This is a genomic window from Rathayibacter sp. SW19 (assembly GCF_030866825.1).
In the GTDB taxonomy this organism is placed as follows: Bacteria; Actinomycetota; Actinomycetes; order Actinomycetales; family Microbacteriaceae; genus Rathayibacter_A; species Rathayibacter_A soli.
This window is the reverse complement of the sequence record NZ_CP133020.1, coordinates 57215-77786: the sequence shown is the minus strand read 5'-3', so window position 1 is coordinate 77786 and position 20572 is coordinate 57215. Positions and strand designations below refer to the sequence as shown.

The window sequence follows — 20572 nt, the reverse complement described above, 5'->3', positions numbered from 1 at the left end:
CGGCAGGTCCAGGCCTGGCCACCGTCCGGCCGGGCACCGTCCAACTGGCACAGTCTGGGGTGGCACCGTCCGGCGTGGCGTGGCGTGGCGTGGCGTGGCGTGGCGCGGCACGGCACGGCGCGGCACAGCACGGCACAGCACAGCACAGCACAGCACAGCACAGACCGACCCAATCAGCAACAGCCCAGCTACACGCTGTAGTCAGCAGACACCAGAATCGGCTTGTGATCCGAGACCCCGCGGGGCAACGTCTCCACACTGCCGATGCCCATGCCGGCAGACGTAACGAAGTCGTAATGGCCACGAAAGATCTTGTAGCGCGTATAGGTACGCCGATCGCTCAGCGACAGATCGTAACCGGACTCCCCGACATGCTCGGTCAAGTTCTTCTTGAAGATCGGATAGTTGTAGTCACCGACCATCAGCGTCGGCAACCCATCACCAAGCGTGCGCAACTCCGCATACGCAGCGCTGATTTGTTTGCGCCGCAGTGAATTCAGCGCGGTCAGAGGCGCTGCATGAAACGACGCAGCAATCAACTCATGCCCGTCGGCATTGTCAACCAGCCGTGTGCCGATCAACCGCTCATGCGCTGGCGTCAACACACGGTCGTGCAACGACTTCTTCAGCTCGAACGCCTTGGTTTCATCCGCTCTGAAGCGCTCCCGGTTGTAGTACACGGCAAGACCGAGTCGGTTTCGCTTGGTCGAATCGGCCAGGTGAAGTTGACCGATGGCATCCGGCATGCTGGTCGTGTCGCATTCCTGCAGACACATCACGTCAGCACGAAATTGCTCCGCAAGCGCAACCAGTTCTCCACTGGCATGGTTCTTGCGGAGGTTATAGCTGATGACTCGTATTTCGATTGTCGATCCACGTCCCTGAGGCTCTGGTGCTCACTCGCTTTCACTGTACGCGTCTTGAATCGACACCCGCTGAATGGACGATGTCGTGATCACACCGGCCGCGCTGCAATCACAACTGTGGCCCCCAATCTGTTCGAATGCGCCACTCGGGCAGTGAGACCGTTGCGCTCGAACAGCTCCCGGGTGACCGGACCTTGCTCCTCACTCACCTCGACGAGTAGCTGCCCGCCCGGTGCGAGCCAATCTCGAGCGGATGCCGCCACCCGCCGCTGCACGTCGAGCCCGTCGGCACCACCGTCGAGCGTCACCCGCGGCTCGTACGTCCGCGCCTCTTGGGGCATCAACCGGATGTCGTCGGTCGGCACATACGGCGTGTTGCAGAGCAACATATCGATGCGACCGCGTAGAGCTGCGGGCAGCGCATCGAATAGGTCACCTTCATGCACGCGTTCGGCAGCCGCAGCGCTCGCACCAAGAAACCGCGCAAAGTTTCGCCGGGCGTATTGGACCGCGGCGGGCTCGATGTCCGCGGCATAAAGTTCGATGCTCTCGTCCGGCTGCTCGAGCGAGGAAGTAACGGATATGGCAGCAGCCCCAGCAGCAGACCCAGCAACGGACGAAGCCGGCGAACGACCAACCGTCACAGCAAGCGCCACACCGAGGGCACCGCATCCGCAGCACAGATCAAGAACAACGGCGCCGGGGCGCACCCGACGCGCCGCCCGACGCACGAGGAATTCCGTGCGCCGACGCGGCACGAAAACACCGGGACCCACTTCGATTCGCAAACCACAGAATTCGACCCAACCAAGGATGTGCTCAAGCGGAAAGCCGGCAACTCTCCGAGCGACCATATTCTCGAGTTCGATCGGCGCTGCATCCGCTTCGATTAGTAGCCGAGCTTCCTCCTCCGCGAACACGCAACCCGCAGTGCGCAGCCGTGCCGTGATCGCTGCTTCGCTCAGCGATGGGTCAGCATTCTGCGGGCCGGGGTTCTGCACACCGCAAACTTACGCCGACTGCGACTGCGCCTGAGTAAGCCGACTACGCCTGGGTTTGCGTCTGATTGAACCGCACCATGTTGCCCGCCGGGTCGCGGAATGCACAGTCGCGCGGACCCCACGACTGGTCGATCGGTTCTTGCAGAACTTCCGCACCGGATGCTCGCAGCTGCTCGAATGTCGCGTCTACGTCATCGGTGGCGAACACGATCGGGCCTGGGCCCGAACCTTTCACGATCAGACGGTGCAGGGCGTCGCCGTCCTCGGGTGAGCGACCCGCACCCGGGTCGGACAGCACGATCGCCAGCCCCGGCTGACCGGCGAACCCGAAACTCACCCAGCGGTGGCCGTCTGAAGCCACATCGCTGAGCTGCTCGAGGCCTACGGCATCCCGGTAGAACGAGATCGCTGCGTCCACATCATCGACGGTAATTGGGCAGTAGCTGAGTGAAATTGTCATACGCCAAATCTACGAAGCGCGGGCAGGCTCCGCTTCTCGGATCCTGCTCGATTCGCGCCGCACCGCGCCATCCAGTGCCATCGGCATCGGTCGGGTCAGAAGACGAGCGATACACGCGGGCATCGCCTCCACCGCACTGTGCTCGCGGTTGCGATACGACGACGGCGTCTCCCCTGTGATCACCGTGAAACTCGAACTGAACGAGCCGAGCGAGGTGCAGCCGACCGCCATGCACGCATCCGTCACGCTCGAACCGGCGCGCAAGAGTGCCATCGCGCGCTCAATGCGACGTGTCATCAAGTAGCCGTATGGCGTCTCACCGTATGCCGCCTTGAACTGGCGGGAGAAATGCGCTGGCGACATCAGCGCATGTTGCGCCATGGTCGGAACATCGAGCGGATGCGCGTACTCGCGATCGATCAGATCGCGCGCCTTGCGCAACTGCGCCAACGTCCACAGTTCGCTCGTGTCCATGCCGCGAGGGTACCACCGGGCCATCAGACGCGCCCGGCGCATTGCGCGTGCCTGAAGGCGCGGTCTTGCAGCACGGTCTTCCAGGGCGCTGTGGCCACACGGTCTTGCGCAACACGGTCTTGCGCAACACGGTCTTGCGCAACACGGTCTTGCGCAACACGGTCTTGCGCAACACGGTCTTGCGCAACACACCAAACTGTACTTAGAATCCCTAGGTATGAGCAACGATCGAATCAAGGGCAATCTCGATACCCTGCTCCTCACCGTTCTGCAGTCCGGTGACGCACACGGGTATGAAGTGATCGCGGAATTGCGCCGCCGCAGCAACGGCGAGTTCGATATGCCAGAGGGCACGGTGTACCCATCACTGCATCGGCTCGAGAAGCTCGGCTTTCTCGCCAGCAACTGGGATACCAGCGAGGGGCGCCGTCGCCGCACCTACAGACTCACCGCAGACGGCGCACACGCTCTCGAGGGGCAACGCGCCGAGTGGCACCGCTTCTCGGCGGGCATGAACGCCGTGCTCGGAGGTGCCTGATGTCGAGCGGCGAATCCCCCAGCACAGATCCAGCCAACGCAGATCCAGCCAACACAGACTCGGCCAACACAAAGCCGGCCAACACAGAACCGGCCAACACAAACCCGGCCAACACAAGCCAAACCAACGCAGACCCGATCGACACCTACCTGGATGACCTTCTCGGCCGTCTGCGCGGGCCGGCAGCCACAGTGCGTCGCACGCTGACAGAAGCCGAGTCGCACCTGCGCGACACAGCGGATGCCGAACTCGCCTCCGATCCGGAGCTCACCCCTGTTGCGGCGCAGCACCGCGCACTCGAACGGTTCGGGACCGCCGGCACGGTCGCTCGTGCCGCAAATCGCGACGGCGCCGGCGCGCACCTGGGGGCACTCCTGGCGGCTTTGACCGGTTCGGCCCTGCGGATGGTTGCGATCGGCTTCTGCGCCGTCGCGCTTGCTGCGGTCGGCGCCCGGGCACTTGCGGCCGTCACCTCCGTCGGATTCGTCTACGGTCTCCCGGCCGGCACGGCAACGGTCGCAGCAAAGTGCGCCCACTGGCTGAGCGTTCAGCCGACGGCGGCAAACTGTGTGCAAGCGGCGACGCTAGAGAACGCATCCGATTCGTTCCAGTTGTACCTCGGCGGTGCGCTCATCGGCCTCGGTGTGCTCAGTATTATCGCCGGCGTTGCGTGGCTCATCCGGCGCGGAACCAACGCACGGCGCACGACGCAACAACGTAGCCCGCGGCAGCCCAACGCAATGCGCGCTCGCCTTCCGCAAACGCTGGTGCCAGTTGTTGGCACGACGATCTTCGGAGGTGTCGGGGTCGTATTGTTGGCCTCGGCTGTGACGAACCTCGCGGTGCTCGGCCTGTGGGGTCGAGGTCAGTGGTACGTCGAGGCCGTGATCTCATTGGCCATTGCGGCGGTGTACCTCGTGCTGTTCCTGCGAGCTCTCACAGGGGCGACCGTTTCTTAGTCACGTCTGGGATCGGCGCTGCGAATCTGGCACACGTGAACGCGCAGCCCACCTCCCTGGTCGGCGCCCGCATGCTCGTCAGCAAGGTTGCCCAGGTCACCGTTGCGTTCTGGGTGATCAAGGTGCTGTCGACAGCCATGGGCGAAGCGACCTCAGACTACTTCGTGCACACGATCGGGCCGATCCCCGGCGTCGCGATCGGCTTCCTCCTCTTTGCTGTGACGCTTGCCCTGCAGTTCTTCGTGCCGGGCTACAGTCGAGTGCGATATTGGGCGGCGATCGTCGGCGTCAGCGTCTTCGGCACGATGGTGGCGGATGTCGCTCACGTCGGCTTCGGAATCCCCTATTGGTTGTCCGCACTGATCTGCGCGATCGTGCTGGCTGCCATTTTCACACTCTGGTATCGACTCGAACACACCCTGTCGATCCACAGCATTCATACGCGACGTCGCGAACTGTTCTACTGGGCGGCGGTGCTTGTCACGTTCGCGCTCGGTACGGCCGTCGGAGACCTGACCGCGACGACGCTGCACTGGGGCTACCTCGGCTCCGGAATTCTGTTCGCAGTAGCGATCGCGTTGCCAGGGCTCGCATTCCGCCTTTTGCACGCTAACGCAATACTCACCTTCTGGATCGCCTACGTGCTCACACGGCCACTCGGGGCGTCCTTTGCGGACTGGTTCGGCGTCTCGCACGCCCGCGGCGGGCTCGACCTGGGCTCCGGCTGGGTGGCGCTGGTGCTGACCGCGGCGATCCTGCTCATGGTCGGCGTCACCGGTCGCGGAACATCGAGCACGGTTGCAATCGGCGACGCTGCTTAGTGCCGCCGAGGACAGTGCCGCCGAAGACAGTGCCGCCGAATACAGTGCCGCCAGGCACCTGCGCGCCGCGCATCCGTTCGACGCGGTAGCCTCTGACCATGGTCTGGTCCGCTGACCTTCTCCCGACGCTCGTGGGCGTCGGGATCCTTATCGTTCTCGCGACCGTCGTGCTCTGGAGTTACCGGGCGCCTCACCACTGGGCACCTGCGCTTGCGGTACTTCGCGGCACACTGCAGTTGGCGATCATCAGCGTTGTGCTCAGCGGAGTGATCTCGAACCTGATTTGGGTGGCACTGGCACTGCTGGTCATGTTCAGCGTTGCTTCCGGCACGGCGACACATCGCATCGGTTGGTCGTTTGCGCACGCAAGCATGATGGTCACAGCGATGGCCGCTGGAATTCTTGTCAGCCTCGGCGTCATCTTCGCCACGGGCGCTATCGAATTCTCTGCTCGATACGTGCTGGCCATCGGTGGGATCGTGATCGGCAACTCGATGACCATCGCAACGTTGGCGGGTCGCCGGTTCATGGAGGCGACCGGCGATCGCTGGGAAGAGGTCGAGGGTTGGCTGGCGCTGGGCGCGACTCCTCGTCAGTCCACCTACGACATCACCCGCAATGCGGTGTACCACGCGCTCATCCCCACGACCGACCAGACCAAGACAACCGGCCTCGTCACGTTGCCGGGTGCTTTCGTGGGCGCCATCTTCGGCGGCGTCTCGCCCCTGGAGGCCGGCCGATTCCAGATCGTCGTTCTGGCGGCAATCGTCGCCGCCGGCTCGATCACGGCGGTGATCGTCGTGAGTTGGCTCGCTCCCGTGCAAACCAAACCGCTGGCTCTGCGCTAACGACATGTCGACGCAGCACGAGCGCACACAGCAGTTTCAAAACTGAGCGCCGCATGGTCCGCTATTCTCGTAACAGTCAACGAGAGGGAACGGTCGCAAAATGGGTGCATTCGCTCGGCGAGTGCGACGACTGGGCCGCAGGGGCCGCCGGGCGTTCCAGTTCGATCACCATGCCTACTGGCGCGCGCAACCGATTCGTCTTGGAACGGTGCTCTACGAATCCTTCTCAGGCAATGGGATGCTGTGCAACCCCGAGGCGATTTTCCGTGAACTGATGCGGCAACCCGACTTCGCATCACTGCAGCACATCTGGGCGCTTTCCGACTTCCGACAGTACCGGGAGACAGTGCGCGAGTTCGCAGGCGTGCCCAATGTGACGTTTGTCAAATACCGCTCAGCCGCGTACTTCCGCGCTCTGGCGACGAGCGAATTCTTGATCAACAACGCGACTTTTCCAGCCGAGTTCAGCAAGCGCACCGGTCAGATCTATCTCAACACCTGGCACGGAACACCGCTGAAGCGGATGGGCTATGACATGCCCGGCGGCGCACTCGAGGCCGCGAACACGCTGCGCAACTTTGTTTCAGCCGACTACCTGCTGGCAGCGAACTCGTTCATGGCCACACAGATGTATGAGTCGGCGTACAAGCTGAACAACGTGTTCGAGGGCCTGATCATCGAGGAGGGCTACCCGCGCATCGATCGGCAGTTGCTCGATCAAGACCAGTTCATGGCCGTGCGCGGCCGACTGGAACGTGCGGCCCTGCCTCTGCACGGACGTGACATCGTTCTCTACGCTCCGACCTGGAAGGGTGACTCGTTCAACCGGCCGGAAGACGACATCGAGTCACTCGTCTCTGCGGTGCGAACACTGCAGACCGCACTCGGCGAGCGCTACATCGTGTTGCTGAAGACTCACCAGGTCGTGCACCAATACACCAGAGAGAACCCGGAGTTGCGCCGCTTCCTGGTGCCGAACGACGTGCCGACCAATGAGGTGCTCGGTGTGTCGACCGCCCTGATCACCGACTACTCGTCGATCTTCTTCGACTTTCTGCCGACCGGGCGCCCGATCGTGTTCTACACGCCGGACATGACCGACTATTCGGATTCCCGCGGGGTCTACTTCCCGGCATCCGAGTGGCCGGGCCCGGTCTGCACCGACATCGCCGACGTCGCGCTGAGGCTGCACGAACTGCTGAGCGCCGACCAACCAGAACCGTCCGAGCGCTACACACAGTGGCAGCAACGCTTCACCCCTCACGAAGACGGTGGTGCCAGTGCGCGCGTCATCGACATTGTCTTCCGTCACCGGCGCCGCGGGTACCGCGTGCGGCACTCGGAGCACGACGAGCGCCCCCGCGTGCTGTTCTATCTCGGAGGGATGCGCTCGAACGGCATCACGGCATCCGCTCTCAATCTGCTGAGCACGATCGATCACGCTCGACTCGACGTCTCTGTGCTCTACGCGCACTCGCGAAAAACTCAGCAGCGGGAGAACCAAGAGAAGATTCACCCGGCCGTGCGCCAGTTCCCGCGTGTGGGTGGCATGAACGGCAGCAAGCTCGCTCAGGTGAAACGAAGACTGAATGAACGCCGCGTACAGACCAGCGCCTACGAAGCACCTCAGGCCGAGCACGATCTCTATAACGAGGAGTGGTCGCGCTGTTTCGGAAATAGCAGCTTTGACGATGTGATCGATTTCAGTGGTTACAGCCCGTTCTGGGCGCGGTTGATGCTGCACTCGCCCGAGGCGACGCGCTCCATCTGGCTGCACAACGACATGGCCGCGGAGGTGCACCGTGAGGTCGGCGGCAAGCAGTCAATGCGCCGCTCACTGCCTGCCGTTTTCGCGCTGTACAACAAGTTCGACCACCTGGTATCCGTCTCCGCGCGGCTGAGTGAGCTCAATAGCAGGCAACTCGCGGCGTATGCGCCCGCTGACCGGTTCACCTCCGTGCGCAATCTGATCGACGCGAATCGCGTGTTGCAGGGAGCCGACGCCGACCTGCGCGAGCTGGACGGGCATCCGATCGACCCGGAAACCGAAGCGGTGATCGTGCCGCCCTGGGTCGAGCAGATTCGTGGCCACCGCGACGCAGACGGCCATAAGAAGACCACGTGGTTCGTCACTGCCGGGCGATTGTCTCCGGAAAAGAATCAAGCACGCTTGATCGGTGCGTTCGCTGCGGTCTATGCCGAGCGACCCGACGTGCGTCTGCTCATCGTGGGAAACGGCCCGCTGCGTGCAGAACTGCAACGAGACATCGACGCGCGCGGGCTCAGCGAGGCGGCAATCCTGACCGGCGCATATCAGAATCCGTTCGCGATCATGGCGGCTGCGGACTGCTTCGTGCTGTCGAGCAACTACGAGGGTCAGCCGATGGTGTTGCTCGAAGCCGCGATCCTGGCGCTCCCGATCGTTTCCGTCGAGTTCTCTTCCGTGCACGACGCACTGCCGAATGACGACATGCTCATTGTCGGTCAGAGCGAAGCAGAACTCGCCGACGGGCTGCGCGCCTATCTGCACGGCGACGTGCCCGCCGGGTTCCTCGATATCGAGGCCTACACCCGCTCGGTGCTGCACGAGCTCGACAGGGTGATCACGGGTGTGCACCCCCCCGCACAGACCGCGAACCTGGCGGATGGCGATGCCTGAGGACCGGCAGCGGACGGACGCTGTGCGCGCCGCGCCGAATCTGCTGCGCCCGCTCGCGCACCCGACGTTGATCGCGTCTGTGAGCGGCTGCATGATCGTGATCGTCATCGCATTCGGGTTCCTCGTGTCGGCCGGCCCCTCGTCGGATTCCTGGGAATTGAGCTTTCTGCAATTCCTGAGCAGCAATCACACGTCGTTCGCCTCCGCCGTTTCGCTGGGCATCGCTTGGCTGTTCAGCCCGCCGATTGCAATCACCCTCAGTCTCATCGCCGGAGCGCTCGTCGCGCTGGTGACGCGCAGCCCAGGCCGCACGGCGACCTTCCTGCTGATGATCGCTGCCGTGTGGGCCGGCTCCGAGGTCATCAAATGGCTCGTGCATCGGGCGCGCCCAGACGGCGCACTGCTGGCCGATCCGTTGGCCCTCGAGCATGGCTTCAGCTATCCGAGCGGGCACACCTGCTTCACTGCCGCTCTCGCCCTCGCTGTGATTTTCTTGGCCAGAGACAATCGGCCGCGACTCGTCCTGCTGAGCGTGATCGGTGCGCTCGCGACGGTGCTGGTCGCGTTCTCGCGGATGTATCTCGGCGTACATTATCCGACCGACGTGATGGCGGCGATCGTGTACTCCGCCGCGGCCGCTGCGCTCTTCCTCGTGATCTGGCTCGGGATGCTGCTGCCACGGATTCCGTGGCTGCGCACCTGAGCGTTCCCTCACGTCAGCGATCAGCGATCACAGCGCTTTCCCAGCGGGCCAATTCGGTTACTCAGCATCGCAACCCATCGGGGCTACTCTGGGCACAGTGTTTCGTGCCGGGTTTGTGCCGGTGCTGTGTGCCGGTGCTTCCTGTCCCCCGCTCTCAGCTATCCTGCCCACTCAGCTGTCCGGCGCAAAATTGATGGCGACCGCACGCAGAAACGAGAATCATGGCAGACCGAGCACTCGAACTGCTGCTGATCGAGGATGACCCGCAACTGGGGCCGCTGATCCGGGACGTGCTGGCGGAGGCATACACGGTGACCCTCGCCGCCGACGGGCAGGTGGGCCTTGACGCGGCTTTGACCGGCGATTTCGACGTCATGGTGGTCGATCGTCGCCTGCCATCGCTCGACGGTCTCGAACTCATCAGCAGGTTGCGCGAGGAGCGAGTGGTCATCCCGATCCTTGTGCTCACCGCGCTCAGCACGATCGCGGACAGGGTCGACGGGTTAGATGCCGGTGCCAACGACTACCTGGTCAAACCGTTCGAATTCGATGAACTCCTCGCAAGGCTCCGCGCGCTCACGAGGGTCTTCAGTGCGGAAGGTCCGGCTCTGCCAATTGGCGATTGGACGTTCTATCCCGAAGACCGTTGCATCTACTCCCCACATATCGGCCGCATCCTGCTGACACCACGCGAAGGGGCATTGCTGCGGCTGCTGGCCGAGAATCCGACACGCACTTTCAGCCGCAAGCAGATTCTCCGATCGGTGTTCCGCGCTGATGAGCAGCCCGGCACCGTTGACACGTATGTGCACTACCTGCGGCGCAAGACAGACAAAGATGTTGTGCTGACCGTGCGGAGCCATGGCTATCGACTCGGCCAGCTCTGACGCGCCTGAGAGCATTCGAAGAATACCCGACCGATGCGGATTCTGGTGATGTCGATGACTGCGCCGACTACCGCGCCGGCCACCGCGCCGACTACTGCGCCGACTACCGGGCCGACTACCGGGCGATCGTGGCCATTTCCAGTAGAGCCGCCCCACTCCACCGTCCACCGTGCCTGGAGGCTGCCGGTCGGTTTCGGGTTGCTCGCGATGTTGGTGTCGTTGCTCGGATCGTGGATTCCGTCGCTGTGGGAAGACGAGACTGCGAGCCTCGTCTCGGCGAGTCGGCCACTGGACTCGCTGTTCATGATGCTCGGGCACATCGACGCGGTGCACGGCACGTACTACCTCGGCCTGCATTTCTGGGTCGACCTGTTCGGCAGTTCACCGTTCTCGATTCGCTTTCCGAGCGCGATCGCGATCGGCCTGTGCATTGCCGCGGTTGTCATTCTCGTGCGACAGCTAAGCTCCAGCCGCACGGCATTCATCGCCGGTTTGGTCTGCGCACTCCTGCCGCGCTTGACCTACGCGGGTGTAGAGGCACGCTCGTATGCATTCAGCGCGGCAATCGCAGCCTGGCTCACGGTACTGTTCGTCGAACTGCTGCGACGTTCGCGACCGAAGCGGATGCTGTGGGCCGCCTACGCTGCGCTTCTCACGCTCGGCATCTACTGTTTTCTCTACGTCGGGCTCGTCGTCGCCGCACACGCTGTGCTCGCGCTGTGGCACCGCCCGGGCCGACGCTTTGCCGCGTCCTGGCTGGTCGCAACGGCCGCCGGCCTCGCTGCAGCGGTGCCGATGGTTGTATGGGCCTTTCTCGAGCGTTCGCAGATCGAGTATCTGGCCCCGCAAACGCAGGTCACGCCAAATTCGATCCTGGTCGAACTGTGGTTCGGATACAGCGCGGCCGCGATCGTCGCCTGGGTGCTGATCGCCCTAGCCGTCGGCGGGGCGATTGGTGGGGCCGTTACCGAAGCAGCGACCGAGGAGGCGGCATCCGGGCTCGGTGGCACGCGAGAGTGCCCTGACGCGGCAAGACCGCTACCGTCGCTCGAGCTGGTGGCTGCGTGCTGGCTGTTCATTCCGGCCGCGCTGCTCATCGCGCTCGGCTCGTTCGTGCCAGCCTTCACGCCTCGCTACCTGACATTCTGCGCGCCTGCAGCAGCCGTGTTGATCGCTTGCGGCATCAGCAGGCTTGCGGCGTACAGGTGGGTGCCTCACCGCCGACACACACGTGCAGCCGTGATCGCAACAATGGTCGTGCTGGCCGCGTTCGTGCCTGCGTATCTGGTTCAACGTGGCCCGTACGCGATGAACGACAGCGACTGGGCACAAATTTCCGCCACCGTCGGCGCGCACGCCGTACCCGGTGACGGTGTGCTGTTCGACCAGTCGGCGCCGCAGTCGCAGCGCCCGGAACTCGCGTTGCGCAGCTATCCGGCCGGGTTCACCGGTGTGAACAACGTGTTGCTCGCGACGCCATACACGCGCAACACCAGTTGGGCAGACACCATGGACAGCGTGCCGCAGGCGGTGGCTCGCGGCCGTTTCGCCGGCGTCTCCCGCGTGTGGGTGGTCGAATATGCAACGCCGACGCGAACCGACACCTGGGGCTTGGCCGATCTCCATGCGCTCGGTTTCACAAAGGCAGCCCATTACCGCACGTTCCGGAGCGAGATCATCGAGTTGACGCGCTAGCGGCCGGCAACTAGCGCACGAACTTCTGTTTCGCTTCCGGAGTCGTCGCAATGGCGGTGTTGACCAGGGACTGCGTCCCAGCATCCAGATAGCCGTAAGTCTTGAAGTGTGCGGCAAATTGTCGTTCGAATGCAGCGCGGTTCGTGATCGATTTCCACGCCGACGACATCGGGTTGTCATTCCAGGGCGAGTGCAGCACGGGGGCATGCCCGGTCACCGGAAGCAGTCCCGTCGATCCGCCGCCGTCGACCGGTAATATGATCGCGCCGAACGACGGAGCACGAGGGTCGATCCGGGTCGACTGTCCCAGCCGCGCCTCTGTATCGCTCGCTGCCTCACCCGCGTATACGTACTCGGTCTTCAACGCCTTCGCGTTCGGGATCCACGGCTCTATACCGGCCGACCCCAGCATCACAAACGCGTAGACTCCGCCGTCGAGCTCGGCGAGGGCATCCGCGGCCGTTGTCGTGCCGTACGAGTGCGCAACGATATTGAGCACCAAGTCGGATACGTCATCATTTCTCGCGGCGACCAGACCGGCGAGCGCCACAGCCAGTTTGACGGCGCCGCGCGCCGCATACTCGCCGAGCGCGGCATCGATGCCCGGTGGCGGGGTGACGTAACCGATCCACGCGATGACGGATCGCGCCGCCGGCGCGCCGACCTGCCCCTGCGCTTCGTAGACGTTGACGGCAGACCGCGTCCACAATTGCATGTCCGTCGTGTACGTGCCCATACCGGGAACGTCGAATGTCACCTGCTTGGCGGTGTCGGGGTTACCGATCGCAACGGCGGCAAGCGGGTTCGGGTCCTCTGTCAACTCCACAAGGTAACGGCGCGGCGAGAGGCGAGATCCCTTGAGCGCGCCTTTGATCGCTTTCAAACTCTGCAGTGTCGTTGCCGCTTGCGGGCTGCCCGGATGCTGCGCGACTGCCTTCTTCGCTTTCGCGTATGCGGTCTTCAGGTAGAGGCGATTGGCGACGTCACGTGTCGAGTATGCGATGCCCTCAAGGTTCCCGATGTACGACGGCCAGTCGGCGATCGCCTTCTTCTGATACTTCGGAGTCTGGCTGGTCCACCACTTCGCTGTGGCTTCCGGGTCGGCGTTCTCCAAATCCATGTAGAGCTGAGGGTGCAGTTTGACGTACGCAGCCGCTTGCTTGGCCGGCATCCGTAACAGCTTGACGAGGTCGGTGTTCACGACCTGGTCGCCCGGCGGCGGAGCCGTGCTGATGGCAACGATGGCGATGATGGTGCACAGCACGATTGCGATTCGACGCGGCCAGGTTCGCCACATAGCGCATCCGCCCCCAGCCACTGTGATCACGTACGGCATCGCGCGCCGGCGATCACCGTACTTCCCTACCCTAGACGCAAGCCCGAGGCGCAGCGCCACACTCCAGTATTGGGCTCGAGTTCGGTAGCTCGACCCCCGTGGTTCAACCGCGGTATTAGGCTCGACACGGTTTGTGCGCGCAACGCGCACACGGAACGCATGAAAGGCTTGGGCCCATGACTGAGCGGCACGTGGTCGTAGTGGGCGATGCCCTGATCGACGAACTGCGCGACGGCAGCGTTGTACGCGACTTCGTCGGCGGTGCCGCCCTCAACGTGGCGGTCGGCCTGGCAATCCTCGGCGTGAAGACGACGCTGATCGCCATGGTCGGCGACGACGCAGACGGCGAGCGCATCCGCTCGTTTGCCGCATCGTTCGGGGTCGCGCTCTTGCCGACGATCGGGCCGTACGGCTCCTCGCGGGCGGTTTCGGATCGCACAGAGGGCGAACCGCGCTACGAATTCAACACAGCGGCTCAGAATAGGAGTATCGACTTCGGCACTGCGGTGCGAGCGGCGCTGGATGCCGCCAACTACGTCGTCGTGAGTTGCTTTCCGTTCGACAACGCGGCTCAACTGGCCGCGCTCGAAGCCGCCGTGGCCACGCCCGAGCGACGCTTGATCATCGATCCCAATCCGCGAGAGGGCATGCTGCACAACAAGGCGGCTTTCCGTCTCGGTTTCGATCGGTTGGCGTCGCGGAGTCTGCTCAGCAAGATCGGCGATGATGACGCACAACTTCTCTATCGAACGGGCCTGGAAGCTTTGCAACAGCGCCTGCTGCGGAACGGCAGCCCGATCGTCGTTGCCACGGCCGGCCGCGACGGAGCAAGCGTCGCCACCCGCGACGGCATTCGCGTGACCGAACCGATCATGTCCCTACCGGGGCCAGTGATCGACACTATGGGCGCGGGTGACGCGACGCTCGCCTCGATTGTCGAATCGCTGCTCACCGGCGGCGTTCCTTCGGATGCCGCCGGCTGGCGCGGCGTCCTGACCCGGGCGATGATGATCGCAGCCGCGACCTGCCGGCATGAAGGAGCACAACTGCGGATGCCGCCGGTCGGCTCATGAACGAGCCTCGCCTTCCGCAAATCAGCGAACTGGCCGACCTGTTGCGCGAGCGCCTTGCGACGACCCCGCGCCTGATCCTCGGCGTCGTCGGCGCGCCAGGGTCGGGCAAGTCGACGTTCGCCGAGCGATTGCTCGACCAGTTCGACCCAGGCGAAGCCGTGATCGTGCCGATGGACGGCTTCCATCTCGCACAGTCGATCATCTCCGGCACCGAGTTGGAGCAGCGCCGCGGAGCGCCGGACACGTTCGATGTCGACGGTTATGTGTCACTGCTGCGGCGGCTGCGTGCTCGCGACGAGGGCGTCGTCTACGCGCCGACCTACCGACGCGGACTCGAGGAGCCGATCGCGGCATCCGTCGCCGTACCGCGAGCTGTGCCGCTGGTGATCACGGAGGGAAACTATCTGTTGATCGAGCTCGCAGGCTGGCGCGCGGTGCGTGATCTGCTTGACGAAGCGTGGTTCGTCGACATTCCGGATGCGATTCGGGTGCCTCAACTGATCCAACGACACATCGAGTTCGGCATGAACCCGGATGCAGCGGTCGCCTGGGCGAATGGCCCGGATGCGCGCAATGCGCAACTGGTCGCATCCAGCAGGAACCGTGCCTCGCGGATAATCGCCGTCGAATTCATTCCTAGTGCGCGAAGTGTCGGAATGATCGGTCAAAACGACACTTCGCGCCCTATGAACGAAACAGGACTATGAACGAAACAGGACTATGAACGAATCAGGTCAGTGACTGGAAGCCACGACCGACGGTTAGCAGAACCCAGCCAGGCCATCCCATACCGTGCCGGCCGACGACGCGTTGTCACGTGTGACCGTTGCTTCGATCAGGCCATACGGGCGGTCAGCGGCGAACAGCACCACGTCTGGATTGTCGAGCCCGAACGGCTCGAGATCGACGACGAAGTGGTGCTTGTTCGGCATCGAGAACCGGATCTCGTCAATGTCCGCACGCACCTCGAGCACGCGCTTGCCCATTTCATACAGAGTGTTCTGAAGTGCTGACGAATACTTCTCGGTGAAGGCCTCGAGCATCAGCGCCTTGATCTGAAGGTAACTCGCGTTGAAGTCAATGCCGTCGATCGTGTTGTAGCGCCAGCGTGCCGCCACGTCGGTGGACAGCACCCGATCCGTCGTCTCTTTGAGGGTCGTATACGGGTCTTTCGGGTAGCCGACGAAGCCGGACTGCGTGCTCTTGAGCACGGTCAGACCCTTCAGCCCGCCGAGGATGTGCGTGCGGCCGTTCTCGACCACGACGGCTGCCGTGCGGATGTTCTGGCCGTTGCGCACGAACGAGTGGTCGTGCCCCGCACCGTGAGCCTCGATGCGATCCCACGGATACTGCTCCGCCAGCCACCGTCCGCCGGTCACCCAATCGAAGTCTGCGATGAAGTGCTTGCTCAGTCGCAGCAGGAATGCTTCTGGAGAGCCGATACCCTCCCGGGCGAAGGCGAAGATCGTGTTCTTCTGCGTGTCTGTGGCGACAACGTGCGCGTTGTCTCCGTCGAGGTGGGCTGCGGTGAAGTCGCCGTGCAACAACGACGTGACACTGAGATCTTCGACCTCGTGCCTGGGCGTCTCGCGGGTGAGCCGGACGAGGCGCACCTCCGCCTTGCCGTACTGGTTCGGGCCCAGGATGATTTTGCCGCTCTGCGCCGTCGCGCCCTGGGCTGCACTGTCCTGGGCTGCACTGCTCTGGGTTGCACTGCTCTGGGTTGTGGTCGTGTCTGTCATGATCAATTTCCTCTGTAGGTCGAATACGCGAACGGGCTCAGCAGAAGCGGCACGTGGTAGTGCGCCTCGCCCTCCGCGACGGTGAAGGTCAGGAGAACTTCCGGGAAGAAGGTCTCGGTGGATTGTCCGGCGAAGTATTCGCCGGTGTCGAAGGTGAGTCGATAGCCGCCGGCGGGCAGCGCATCCGGCCCCAACTGCATGACGCGGCCGTTGTCATCGGTCACACCGTCGGCGATGGGGGTCCATTCGCCGTCCGCGTAGCCGTGCAACTGCACGGAGACCCCGGATGCGCCGCGCCCGCGCGCCGTGTCCAGGATGTGGGTTGAGATGAGAGAGCTCATGCGGTGATCAGTCCTTCCAGTCGCAGTAGCGCTATCTCACGCAACTGCTCGGCTACGATGGTGTCTTCCTCCGCGGCACTGTGCCCAAGCCGTTCGGTGAGCGCCGCGAGGATCTGCTGCGACGTACGACCAGCCGCCCTGATCAGGAATACCCGATCGAACTTCTGCTCATACGCCCGATTGCCGTCGGCGAGCGCAGCCTGGGTCGCCGCATCGGTGGTGTCGACGCCCGCCTGCTCTGCGCGCGAGTGCGCGGCAACGGCTCCGCCCTCGTTCGACTTCTCACCGATTCGCGGGTGGTGCGACATTGCCGTCGCGACTTCGTCGGCAGTGAACGGATGCGCCGCCTCGCGTGCAGCGCGCAACACCGCTTCTCGATCGGCGTAGGGACGTGCATCGGCGACTTGCTCATACCAACGCCGGATATCAAGGCAGGGGCGCAACAACTCCACCGCATCCGAACGGTGTGCCCCGTTGAATTCTGCAAGCCTCATCGCTTGTCCAACATTGCGTGTTCAACTTTCTTACACGTGCTGGCATCCACGGTGTACGAATACGAGCAATTTCTGCCGTTTGAATCAGCAAATCTCGTATCGTGGAACTGTTATTTCAGCATGTGTAATTCTATCAGGATAGTGCGATGCGTTGTCAACCATCCGCGCAGTTTCTTCGATGCCCCCGGCGCGCGACACCCGCTGCGCCACGTCGTGCGCCACGTCGTGCGTGGTGCGCCAGTTGAAGTGGCGCACCACGCTCGAAATGGCGCAACGCGCGCTGATTCACACGCCGAGCTGCGCCCGCAACTTTGCCACGTGCCCCTGCGGGTTGACGTTGTACTGTGCGCCGACGAGCACGCCTGATGGGTCGATTACGAACGTCGAGCGCAGCACGCCCATGACAGTCGTCTCCTCCGGCGTGTCCTTGCCGAATGTCTTCTCTCCCCACGCACCCCACGCGTCCGCAACGGCGCCGCCGACGTCTGAAAGCAGCGGAAAGTTCAACGACTCGGCCTTGGCGAAGTCCGCGATCTTCTCGATCGGATCGGGCGAGACTCCGAGCACTTGATAGCCCGAGGCGTGCAGGCTCGGCAGGCTGTCGCGGAAGTCGCAGGCTTCTGTCGTGCATCCGGCGGTGAATGCCGCCGGATAGAAATACACGACAACGTCTTGTCCGCGGAAGTCGGACAGCGATCGCAGTGTGCCGGTGCTGTCTGGCAATGTGAAGTCGGGTGTCTGCTGGCCGACGGTGAGTTCTTTGCTCATATTCATGCTCCTTGCGAGTCTGTGTTTTGCGAGTCTGTGTTTTGCGAGTCTGTGTTTTGCGAGTCTGTGTTTTGCGAGTCTGTGTTTTGCGAGTCTGTGTTTTGCGAGTCTGTGTCTTGCGAGTCTGTGTCTTGAAGATCTGCGCCTTGTGGATCTGCACCGGCCCGGCGGATCAACCGCCCGGTCGGTTCCTCGTAATCGATCCTCGCACCATGCAGATAGGTCGCGCGTACTGCACCGTGCAGCGTCTGCCCGTCATAGGCGCAGACCGCGTTCTTGTGCTGAAGCGTCGACGCATCGACGATGAACGTCTCCTCCGGTGCGAAGATCGCGAAGTCCGCCGACGTGCCGACGGCGATCCTGCCCTTGCCTGGCAGCCCTGCCAAGTCGGCGGGCGTGCCCGCCATCCAGCCGACCACCTGCTCCAAACCGATGCCGCGCCGCTTCGCCTCGCTCCACACGAGTGACAACCCGAGCTGGAGCGATGATATTCCGCCCCAGGCCACCCCAAAGTCCCCGCCGAGGGGCTGCTTCAACTCGGGTGTGCTTGGCGAGTGATCCGAGACAATGCAGTCGATCGTGCCGTCGATCAGCCCGGCCCAGAGGCGGTCTTGATTTGCGGCATCCCGGATCGGGGGGCAGCATTTGTAGGCGGTCGCGCCATCCGGAATGCGCTCGGCCGCCAGGGTCAGATAGTGCGGGCAGGTTTCGACCGTGAGGGCGACGCCGTCTGCGCGGGCCGCCGCGATCTCCGGCAGCGCCTCAGCGGAGCTCAGATGCAGGATGTGCGCGCGCACCCCGGTCGCGCGGGCGCCGGCGATCACCGTGGCGATACCCGTGTTCTCGGCCTCGGCCGGGCGCGATGCAAGAAAACGGTCGTAGCCGGGCCCGAACGGATCGGGCGCGTGTTCGATGGTGCCGGGATCCTCGGCGTGCACGATGATGCGCGCGTCGACCGTTGCAAGGATGGCCATGTCGGCACGCAGCTCCTCGGGGCCGAGCGGCGGGAACTCATCGACACCGGAGTCGAGCAGGAAGCACTTGAAGCCGAAGACGCCGTCCTCGTAGAGCGGCAGCAGGTCGGCACCATTGCCGGGGATCGCGCCGCCCCAGAAGCCGACGTCGACGAAGACCTGGTCCCGCGCGACGTCGCGCTTGAGCGCGAGCGCTTCCACGGTCGTGGTCGGCGGGATGCTGTTCAACGGCATGTCGATGATCGTCGTCACACCGCCGGCCGCAGCGGCTCGCGTTGCGGATGCGAAGCCCTCCCACTCGGTTCGCCCCGGCTCGTTCACATGCACGTGGGTGTCGACCAGGCCGGGCAGCAGAATCTCGTCCGCTGCGAGCTCGATGGTGCGCACGCCGCGGAGTATTGTGCCGAGTTCGCCGCTCCCCGTCGGCACAATGGCCGCGATCACTCCATCGCGCACGCCGACTTCTGCCGCAATTATGCCGGTGCCGACCGTGTTGTCCGGGTTGTCCGGGTTGTCCGTGTTGTCTGTGCGGTCTGTGTTGTCTGTGCGGTCGCCGACGAGGTTGCGCGGCGGCTGGTCTCCTCGTGCGCCACTTTCCGCGCCATGCGCCACTTCAACTGGCGCACCCTGCGCAAACGGGCGCAGCGTGAGGCCGCTCGCCAGGATGCGTGCGCCACGGATGACCAGGTCGAACGGCTCGTCGGTCGCCTGCCCGTCGCTTGGTGCGCCACCTTCCGCGCCATGCGCCACTTCAACTGGCGCACGCTGCGCAAACGTGCGCACTGTGGCAGCCTCGGCCGCGGCCGCGATGCGCGCACCGAGCGTCTCGAGAAGCGGGCCAGCGTCGCGGATGCAGGTGGCGACATCCGGTTCAAGGTCGGTCAGCGCAAAGGTGCGTTCGAAACCTGCCGCCTTCAACTGCTGCGCATTCAACGGTGTGCGACCGCAGACCGCCCACACCGGGATGCCCTGCTCTGCCGCGACCCGGGCGACGCCGATCGGGGTCTTGCCGAACAGGGTCTGCTCGTCGAGGCTGCCTTCGCCGGTGATCACGAGGTCCGCGCCGCGCATCCGCCCCGCGAGATCCGTCAGCTCGAGCACAACGTCGATGCCCGGGCGCCGGGTGGCGCCGAGCACCGCCAGCGCTGCGAACCCCGTGCCGCCCGCTGCGCCAGCACCCGCGGCACCCGCTGCCTCTGCGGCCGCACCCGCGGCAACTCCGTCGCCCAATGCCTCGCTCAACACCGCTACGAACCGCTCCAACCCGGCCTCGAGCACGCCAACATCCGCAGCGCTCGCACCCTTTTGCGGCGCAAACACGGCCGCGGCGCCGGTCGGTCCGAGCAGTGGATTGTCGACGTCGCTCGCCAAAACGAACGATGTGGCGGCAACTCGGGCATCGAGCCCGTCAAGGTCGACGCGAGCCAGCCGCGCCAGCGCTGCTCCCCCGCCGGGCAGCTCAGCGCCATCCACATCCAGCAACCGTGCCCCGAGCCCCTGCAGCAGTCCGGCACCGCCGTCAGTCGTGGCGCTTCCGCCCACGCCGAGCACGATGCGCGTCACGCCAAGATCGAGAGCCGCACGAATCAGCTCGCCGGTGCCGCGCGTTGACGCACCGAGCGCATCCGGAACCCCGCCGGGAAGCACCGCGAGCCCAGACGCCCGCGCCAGCTCGACGAACGCCTCGCGGCCGCGCATTGCGAACGCGGCGACCGTCGGCGCACCGGTCGGTCCGCTGACGGTTGCCGCGTGAAGCTGAAAGCCGGCGCCGACGGCGGCGTCGATCGTGCCCTCGCCGCCGTCGGCCATCGGAATGGCAACCAGTTGCGCATCCGGAGCCACCGAGCGGATGCCTTCGGCCAGCCGCTGCACCACCTCAGGCGTGGTCAGCGAGCCTTTGAACTTGTCCGGGGCGATCACGATGCGCATAGGC

The 20572-nt window shown here is 64.2% G+C and carries 20 protein-coding genes and 2 pseudogenes; 11 read left to right on the top strand and 11 right to left on the bottom strand.

Annotated elements, in window-relative coordinates; genetic code table 11:
- Positions 1–188: 188 nt before the first annotated feature.
- The 4 genes from QU604_RS00370 to QU604_RS00355 all read right to left on the bottom strand — a co-directional run bounded on the left by QU604_RS00370 (position 189) and on the right by QU604_RS00355 (position 2801).
- Positions 189–860 (bottom strand): endonuclease/exonuclease/phosphatase family protein, encoded by a 672-nt coding sequence (locus QU604_RS00370; RefSeq protein WP_308469005.1) that lies wholly within the window; start codon positions 858–860, stop codon positions 189–191.
- Between the two features lie 95 nt (positions 861–955).
- Positions 956–1867, bottom strand: a complete 912-nt coding sequence (locus QU604_RS00365) for a HemK family protein methyltransferase (RefSeq protein WP_308466816.1) — start codon at positions 1865–1867, stop codon at positions 956–958.
- A gap of 43 nt (positions 1868–1910) precedes the next feature.
- Positions 1911–2327, bottom strand: a complete 417-nt coding sequence (locus QU604_RS00360) for a VOC family protein (RefSeq protein WP_308466815.1) — start codon at positions 2325–2327, stop codon at positions 1911–1913.
- Between the two features lie 9 nt (positions 2328–2336).
- The gene (locus tag QU604_RS00355) at positions 2337–2801 is read right to left on the bottom strand and encodes a helix-turn-helix transcriptional regulator (protein WP_308466814.1); all 465 of its coding nucleotides are present in this window, start codon (positions 2799–2801) and stop codon (positions 2337–2339) included.
- 47 nt (positions 2802–2848) lie between these two features.
- Between QU604_RS00355 and QU604_RS22120 the strand changes: the two genes are divergently transcribed.
- The 9 genes from QU604_RS22120 (at position 2849) to QU604_RS00315 (ending at position 11911) form a co-directional block, all read left to right on the top strand.
- Positions 2849–3007 carry a pentapeptide repeat-containing protein gene (locus QU604_RS22120; RefSeq protein WP_409349984.1) on the top strand — a complete coding sequence of 53 codons (159 nt, stop codon included), beginning with the start codon at positions 2849–2851 and terminating at the stop codon, positions 3005–3007.
- A gap of 11 nt (positions 3008–3018) precedes the next feature.
- Positions 3019–3339 carry a PadR family transcriptional regulator gene (locus QU604_RS00350; RefSeq protein WP_308466813.1) on the top strand — a complete coding sequence of 107 codons (321 nt, stop codon included), beginning with the start codon at positions 3019–3021 and terminating at the stop codon, positions 3337–3339.
- Complete coding sequence (locus QU604_RS00345) at positions 3339–4298, top strand: hypothetical protein (RefSeq protein ID WP_308466812.1); 960 nt, start codon at positions 3339–3341, stop codon at positions 4296–4298. Before QU604_RS00350 ends, QU604_RS00345 begins: the two co-directional genes overlap by 1 nt.
- A gap of 35 nt (positions 4299–4333) precedes the next feature.
- The gene (locus QU604_RS00340) at positions 4334–5119 is read left to right on the top strand and encodes a COG4705 family protein (RefSeq protein WP_308466811.1); all 786 of its coding nucleotides are present in this window, start codon (positions 4334–4336) and stop codon (positions 5117–5119) included.
- 98 nt (positions 5120–5217) lie between these two features.
- Positions 5218–5967, top strand: a complete 750-nt coding sequence (locus tag QU604_RS00335; RefSeq protein WP_308466810.1) for an ABC transporter permease — start codon at positions 5218–5220, stop codon at positions 5965–5967.
- A gap of 100 nt (positions 5968–6067) precedes the next feature.
- Complete coding sequence (locus tag QU604_RS00330) at positions 6068–8626, top strand: CDP-glycerol glycerophosphotransferase family protein (RefSeq protein ID WP_308466809.1); 2559 nt, start codon at positions 6068–6070, stop codon at positions 8624–8626.
- Positions 8619–9329, top strand: a complete 711-nt coding sequence (locus QU604_RS00325; RefSeq protein ID WP_308466808.1) for a phosphatase PAP2 family protein — start codon at positions 8619–8621, stop codon at positions 9327–9329. Before QU604_RS00330 ends, QU604_RS00325 begins: the two co-directional genes overlap by 8 nt.
- 221 nt (positions 9330–9550) lie before the next feature.
- A complete protein-coding gene (locus tag QU604_RS00320) occupies positions 9551–10216 on the top strand; it encodes a response regulator transcription factor (protein ID WP_308466807.1) in 666 nt (221 codons plus the stop codon).
- A gap of 54 nt (positions 10217–10270) precedes the next feature.
- Positions 10271–11911, top strand: coding sequence for a glycosyltransferase family 39 protein (locus tag QU604_RS00315; protein ID WP_308466806.1), 1641 nt, complete (start codon positions 10271–10273; stop codon positions 11909–11911).
- 10 nt (positions 11912–11921) lie between these two features.
- On the opposite strand, the gene QU604_RS00310 is transcribed toward QU604_RS00315, so the two are convergent.
- Positions 11922–13208, bottom strand: coding sequence for an alpha/beta hydrolase (locus QU604_RS00310; RefSeq protein WP_308466805.1), 1287 nt, complete (start codon positions 13206–13208; stop codon positions 11922–11924).
- A gap of 215 nt (positions 13209–13423) precedes the next feature.
- Between QU604_RS00310 and QU604_RS00305 the strand changes: the two genes are divergently transcribed.
- Both QU604_RS00305 and QU604_RS00300 read left to right on the top strand, forming a co-directional pair.
- On the top strand, positions 13424–14320 hold the full coding sequence (locus QU604_RS00305) for a carbohydrate kinase family protein (protein WP_308466804.1): 897 nt from the start codon (positions 13424–13426) through the stop codon (positions 14318–14320).
- Complete coding sequence (locus QU604_RS00300) at positions 14317–15027, top strand: nucleoside/nucleotide kinase family protein (RefSeq protein ID WP_308466803.1); 711 nt, start codon at positions 14317–14319, stop codon at positions 15025–15027. The genes QU604_RS00305 and QU604_RS00300 overlap by 4 nt, the downstream gene beginning before the upstream one ends.
- Positions 15028–15081: 54 nt before the next feature.
- On the opposite strand, the gene pucL is transcribed toward QU604_RS00300, so the two are convergent.
- The 6 genes and pseudogenes from pucL to QU604_RS00270 form a co-directional block, all read right to left on the bottom strand.
- A complete protein-coding gene (pucL, locus tag QU604_RS00295) occupies positions 15082–16062 on the bottom strand; it encodes a factor-independent urate hydroxylase (protein WP_308466802.1) in 981 nt (326 codons plus the stop codon).
- A gap of 2 nt (positions 16063–16064) precedes the next feature.
- On the bottom strand, positions 16065–16403 hold the full coding sequence (uraH, locus tag QU604_RS00290) for a hydroxyisourate hydrolase (protein WP_308466801.1): 339 nt from the start codon (positions 16401–16403) through the stop codon (positions 16065–16067).
- Positions 16400–16897, bottom strand: a complete 498-nt coding sequence (uraD, locus tag QU604_RS00285; protein ID WP_308466800.1) for a 2-oxo-4-hydroxy-4-carboxy-5-ureidoimidazoline decarboxylase — start codon at positions 16895–16897, stop codon at positions 16400–16402. The genes uraH and uraD overlap by 4 nt, the downstream gene beginning before the upstream one ends.
- Before the next feature lie 285 nt (positions 16898–17182).
- Positions 17183–17665 carry a peroxiredoxin gene (locus QU604_RS00280; RefSeq protein ID WP_308466799.1) on the bottom strand — a complete coding sequence of 161 codons (483 nt, stop codon included), beginning with the start codon at positions 17663–17665 and terminating at the stop codon, positions 17183–17185.
- Positions 17666–17823: 158 nt separating this feature from the next.
- Positions 17824–19116, bottom strand: a pseudogene (gene allB, locus QU604_RS00275) (allantoinase AllB); the annotation flags it as partial.
- Positions 19117–19443: 327 nt separating this feature from the next.
- Positions 19444–20568 (bottom strand): annotated as a pseudogene (locus QU604_RS00270) (glycerate kinase); the annotation flags it as partial.
- Positions 20569–20572 lie beyond the last annotated feature (4 nt).